This is a genomic window from Shewanella sp. SG41-4, assembly GCF_014164505.1.
GTDB lineage: Bacteria > Pseudomonadota > Gammaproteobacteria > Enterobacterales > Shewanellaceae > Shewanella.
Window position 1 is genome coordinate 1 of the sequence record NZ_JACJFI010000249.1, and the last position, 5,669, is coordinate 5,669.

Here is a 5,669-nt window from a genome sequence, read left to right on the forward strand (position 1 = left end):
AAACCAAGTTACGACTAATACGAAGGTTCCAGTTTTGCGAATAAACGCGCTTGTCTCCTTCATAAGCGTCTAGTTCTGCATCCAGATAAAAATAAAACTCATCGCAGTGCAGTAAGGTTCGAGTGACGGTCTCTACAGCCCAGTCACCTCGCTTAAACCCCCATCGCCAGAGAGTTTTACCCTGTGCTGATTGAAAGTCATCACGCTGATAGGAGTACCACTCATTCGCTTCGCGGTTCACAATCAAGTCGATATCTTCGAGGAGGTAAGTACCGTTGTCGTTAATGACTTCTAAAGTAGACAAATCCTTGTCCAGTTCGCGGATTACTCGCCAGTTATGATGTCCTTCTATAAGTTGCTGCTTGGCACCACTTACGGAAGCCTTAGGATCAAGGAAAGTTATCGTTTCTTCACGTGGGATTCGACTTGGCAATATCACCCGACTGCAACCAGTGTAAATCTTGAGTTGTGTCGACTCTGCTGGAGGCCAAGCTAGCGGAAAATAAGAGGAAGAAATTGCAATTCGGATCCGGTGGCCCTTAGGGAAGGTCTGCGCGATACCGTTAAGCTGAAGCTTTACCCAATAGCGCTTATTTGGTTGCAGTGGAGTCGGATTTTCATGGCTATCTCTATGGGTCAGATTCAGCAGGCCGTATGTTACTCTCGAGCTTTTGTTGTCTGGATGCACATCAGATAGACGCACAGCGATCATTGCCATTGGCTTACTGGCCGATATTTCTAGCTCGATTACCACCGCGCCCATGATCTCAAGCGAGGTGTCCAGAGCCTCACTTGTGAAAACTAACGCGCCGCCTTCTTCTTCACGCTGATCATGGGGAAGATCTGGTGTTGTGCTATATGAACACCATTTACCCGCAAACAGACCGTTACTTAATGGCGACTGCAAGCACAGCTCTTCCTCAGCAACTTCTGCAAATTCATCTACCAATCGATATTTATCAAGCTTGAAGGCAAGTGTACCAATATTGGATGACGGCCAAGATGGTTCGCTGACCCAGCGGCCAAAGCGTTGATGGTAAGACGTTGACGGAGGCATACTGTCCAGCATCCATGCCCGCAGCATGGGTTCGTCCATAATGCCGGTCTCAATACCTTTCAACCATTTATCCCACCACCGCAGACATTCCTGCAAAAAACCAATTGCAGGGCCGGGCACGCCAATATGTGGGTATTTATGGCTCCAGGGGCCAATTAATCCTTGTCTCGGACCAGGCAAGTTGGTGAGCAGCCGAAAAACTGCATTACTGTAGCCATCGGCCCAGCCGCTGACAGCCATGACTGGGATCTGTACTTTAGAAAAATCTTCGCAAATCGATCCATGTTGCCAATATTCGTCACGGTGTTGATGATTAAGCCAGATATCGAGCCATAAGCCACTGCCTTTAAGGCGTTCAAACCACATGTCGCGCCACTTGTTACCGACAATTTGTGGATCAGGTGGTAAAGAGTTGTAAGCAAACATCGTCGAGGCCCAAGAAAGATTATCACCGAGCAGGCAGCCTCCCATATAGTGCACATCATCGGCGTAGCGATCATCAGTAGAGCAAACGCTGACGATAGCTTTAAGTTGCGGTGGTTGCATTGCCGCAATTTGCAAGCCATTGAATCCCCCCCATGAGATCCCATACATGCCAATATTGCCGTCGCACCATGGTTGCTTCTCAAGCCACTCAATAACAGTGATACCATCGTCGAGTTCCTGCTGCAGATATTCGTCCGTCAGCACACCTTCAGAGTCGCCACTACCACGGATATCCACACGGATACAGGCATAGCCGTGTCCGGCAAAATATGGATGCATGGTTTCGTCACGTAATCTGACGCCATCACGTTTACGATAAGGAATAAACTCGAAAATAGCCGGTACAGGCTTAGCCTCAGCATTTTCTGGCATCCAGATGCGGGCTGAAAGACGAATGCCGTCGGCCATCGGGATCCAGCAATGTTCGATATGGCGGATTTTGTATGCGCAGTGCTTGGCAGCCGTCATATTTCCTCCTTATGGTTATCGCGCAGGTCATTAAAAGCAGTGGTACAAGTTCCAGCGGTAATGCCTGTTGTACATCATGATATTTCTGCAACAGTTCCTGTTCGCTATCACCACCGATAAATACAGTTGCGATCTCATAGCTGTAACTGTCTTGATAATTAAGATCACACAGGCGCATTCTCTCACGGACATGCAGCTGAATATCAGTGCCCGCGATACGCTGGGTAATGGCCTGTATTTCTTGCTCTGTGGGTATCCGTTTTACCAGTGCATCTGTATGTGTGCGCCACATAAACTTGGCCGAATATTTATATAAACCTTTACGATGGGGAAATACAGGTTGTTTACCTAAGGCCAAATCTAGCATTACCTGGTGATGTGACTTGCCATCGACGTTGCGAAATAATGGCGAATGGGACTTGGAAATACGGGTATTAATTTCCAGCAACCAGATATGGTCACTCTCCTTGTCCCAGTAATACTCGATATTGAATGGACCATTATCAAAATCGATAGCGGTAAGGAAGCGCTCGGTGACGGCGATCATTTTGTCTTGAACAGGCTGTGGGATCGATGATGGATACTGATAGCGAGAAAAGCTGGAACCATGCTCACCTTCACGTATTGAGTCAACTGCTCCATAGACGCACAGTTTGCCATCAAAAACATAGCCTTCAAGCGTACATTGCTGGCCATGGGAGATTATTCCTTCGGCGATGCAGTGATAGCCATCAACAGCGGCAATTTCATCTGGCAGGTCAGCAAATTGAAGTAAGTAGTTGAACGGCTTGGCAAAGCAGTAGATTTTTTTGCGGATCTCCATAATCGCCATTTCGAGTTCACTATCATTACGCACCATAAACCCAAGGTGTGATAAAACCGCTTTTACCGGCTTAAGCCAGAAAGGATAATCGAGGGTGATTTGCTGCTTATAATCATCTTTAAAAGGATCAACGGCGCAAAAGTTTGGGATGTATTCTGGGATGACTCGGCGCTGTTCCAACCTGCTCCAATATTTATGCTCGCATTTGAGTACTGCTTCAAAGCTGGGAGAGGGTAAGCCTAAAGATTGGCACAATAGAGGGAGCATGGTGCTAACGGGGAAATCCAAATAGCCAACAATGGCATCTACAGAGGCAGGATAGCTATTCAATCGCGCTAAAGCGCCTTCATACAAGGCTTCGACCGGAAATTCTTTTCCTGTCTTTACCTCTGAATATTGATAAAGCTCATGAAAACAATATTCATGGGCAGAATCGAGCGAACGCATTAGGGAAAGGTTGAATTCGTCCGCACCAAAAACAAAAATGTTTTTCATTTTTCGGCCCCCTGCTTTGTTATCCCTTCATTGCCATTAATAACTGTTCTTAACGAGATACTGTTTATTTTAACGGCATATATGAGGGTAGTTGATGGCGATCTGCTTGTCTATTAAATGGGGCGAAATTGGCCTAACTTAATTTCTCAATGCCTTATGTGCTTTGGGCTCTAGCACATTGATGCATAATTGACATTGATATGTATTAGCTTAAGTTCAAATGAATAACTAGATTTTTTAACCGTTATGACGAATCAAATTAGTCACCATTTTAGTCCTACTTTTTCACTCAATAGGAAACCGTCACACAAAGCGCTAAAAACAAAAAATCCGTAATAACATTTGTCATTACGGATTTTTTAGCATTTGAGAGCAGGGAGAAACGTTATTCAACGTTTTGGATCTGAATGTTTTTATATTTAACTTAACCTATATTTATCAAGTACTTGTGAATTGATTTGGCCGGAATATAGAGTAGTACTCACCAATTCACTCACCACTGTTATTTAAAGCGCTTTGGTGAATTATTTTTTCTGACTTAACTGCTTTTCTTTATTAACTAACTCATCAAAATCGCTGACTTCATTTGTCAGCTCAACCCTGCGTATTTCGACAAATTTCTCGTATTCACTTTCAGCAAGTTGTTGGGCTACTTTATGTGAGATTTTTCCTGCATTGGTTAATACATTTTGATCGTTAAACTCTAAAAATGCATCCAGCTTAGTCGCCCACTGGGCCATTGTCATAGGAACTTTTTTCTTAGCTTGTAAGTCAGCAAAGTCTAAGTACATTGTGACAATTTGGTTTAACTCACTCAATTCTTCTTGCGTTAAATAGTTTTTAGCTACCGATACATCTTTTTTAGTAACTCGTTCACCGCCCCAAGACTTGAGGCCCATATTTGGTAGCTCGCTATTAGCACGTTCTTTAACTAGCTCAGCAGCCGTATGTCCATGTATTGCCCAATGAAGCTTATTTTGAACAGTGGCGAAGAAGCTTTGACTTTCAGGAGCATTTTTATTGTAGTCACTTGCAGTAGCGTAAATATCAGTGATTTTTTGATAAAATCTACGCTCTGAAGCACGTATATCGCGAATGCGTTCAAGTAATTCATCAAAGTAGTCTGAACTCAGATCTTTATCAGGATTTTTAAGGCGTTCGTCATCCATAGCGAACCCTTTAATTAAAAACTCTTTTAGTACTTGATTAGCCCACTGCCTAAACTGTGTACCGCGTGATGAACGAACTCTGTAACCAACAGAAAGTACCGCCTCTAAATTGTAATGATCTAGCAGCCTTTCCACTTCCCTTGTGCCTTCTAGGGCAACTATTCGGAATTTCCTAATAGTTGAATCAGGTTCCAATTCGCCTTCATCATAAATATTTTTAAGATGTTCGTTAATTGTTGGAGTGGAACGCTCAAATAGATCTGCAATTTGTTTTTGCGTTAACCAAAGCGAGCCGTCTTGCATACGAATTTGAAGACGAGTTTTACCATCACTAGACGTAAACATGGCAAGAGGTAGCTGCGGGTTCATTTAATATCCTAAAATGGGCTATAAAAAGTTTTTATAAGTAAGTTTATGTTACCGAAAAACCAGCAGCGTTCCTACCATAAAGAGTACTGAAACTTTATGACTTAATCTTGCCTTGAACATGCTCTTCAAAAGCCTTTTTAATTACCTCCTGAATATCCGATTTCCCACTTTTAGAAGAGTTGGTTGATTTAGTGAGCTTTTTAACTTTCGATTTTAGCCGCTCGATTTCCTTATCTTTATCTATTAATTTGGCTTTTAAAGCGCTAATTTCAACTTCAAGCTTCTCTTTATCAAGAGAGTCTTGGCGGCGTGTATCTGCGGTTTTGAATAAGTCAGTTTCACCATTAGGTGTATTGTAGTGAAACAGCAACTCTTCAATGAACTTTGCTTGGGTAAGTTTGTGAAATTTCACAAATTCAGAGAATTGCTTTTTAACTTCACCATCTAGTTGAATTGATAAAGACTGAGTTTTTCTACTTTTTCGACTCTGTTCCTGATCCCATGCATTTCGTAATTTGGTTAGTTGAGCTGATCTTTCGTACTTATCAGGCCAATATGATTCAACATTTTCTTTAAATGCCTGGCAGAACAACTTAGCGCTTAAATACCTTTTACTTAATTTCTGATTAATTGCCGGATAATTTCTTCTTACATAAGCCACCAGCCATTTTGAATGCTTTGAAGATGACGGCGTTAGCCATGCGATTGAAGACATAATTAAGCCTAATTTAAGGTTTTAGTAAATGAACTATAACTTAATACTGGCATAATTTTAATAAATATGACAGTGTCAGTATGACAT

General features: G+C 42.5%; 4 protein-coding genes. All 4 read right to left on the reverse strand.

Features of this window, described 5'->3' with window-relative positions:
- Nucleotides 1-2,011: CocE/NonD family hydrolase (locus tag H5202_RS17265; protein ID WP_182773168.1), on the reverse strand; the 2,011-nt coding region annotated here is incomplete at its 3' end.
- Complete coding sequence (locus H5202_RS17270; protein WP_259397366.1) at nucleotides 1,899-3,329, reverse strand: ATP-grasp domain-containing protein; 1,431 nt, start codon at nucleotides 3,327-3,329, stop codon at nucleotides 1,899-1,901. The genes H5202_RS17270 and H5202_RS17265, both read right to left, overlap by 113 nt.
- A 524-nt stretch (nucleotides 3,330-3,853) precedes the next feature.
- Nucleotides 3,854-4,867, reverse strand: a complete 1,014-nt coding sequence (locus tag H5202_RS17275; RefSeq protein WP_182773169.1) for a virulence RhuM family protein — start codon at nucleotides 4,865-4,867, stop codon at nucleotides 3,854-3,856.
- A gap of 94 nt (nucleotides 4,868-4,961) precedes the next feature.
- Entirely contained in the window at nucleotides 4,962-5,582 is a 621-nt protein-coding gene (locus H5202_RS17280; RefSeq protein ID WP_182773170.1) for a hypothetical protein, read from the reverse strand.
- Nucleotides 5,583-5,669: the final 87 nt, after the last annotated feature.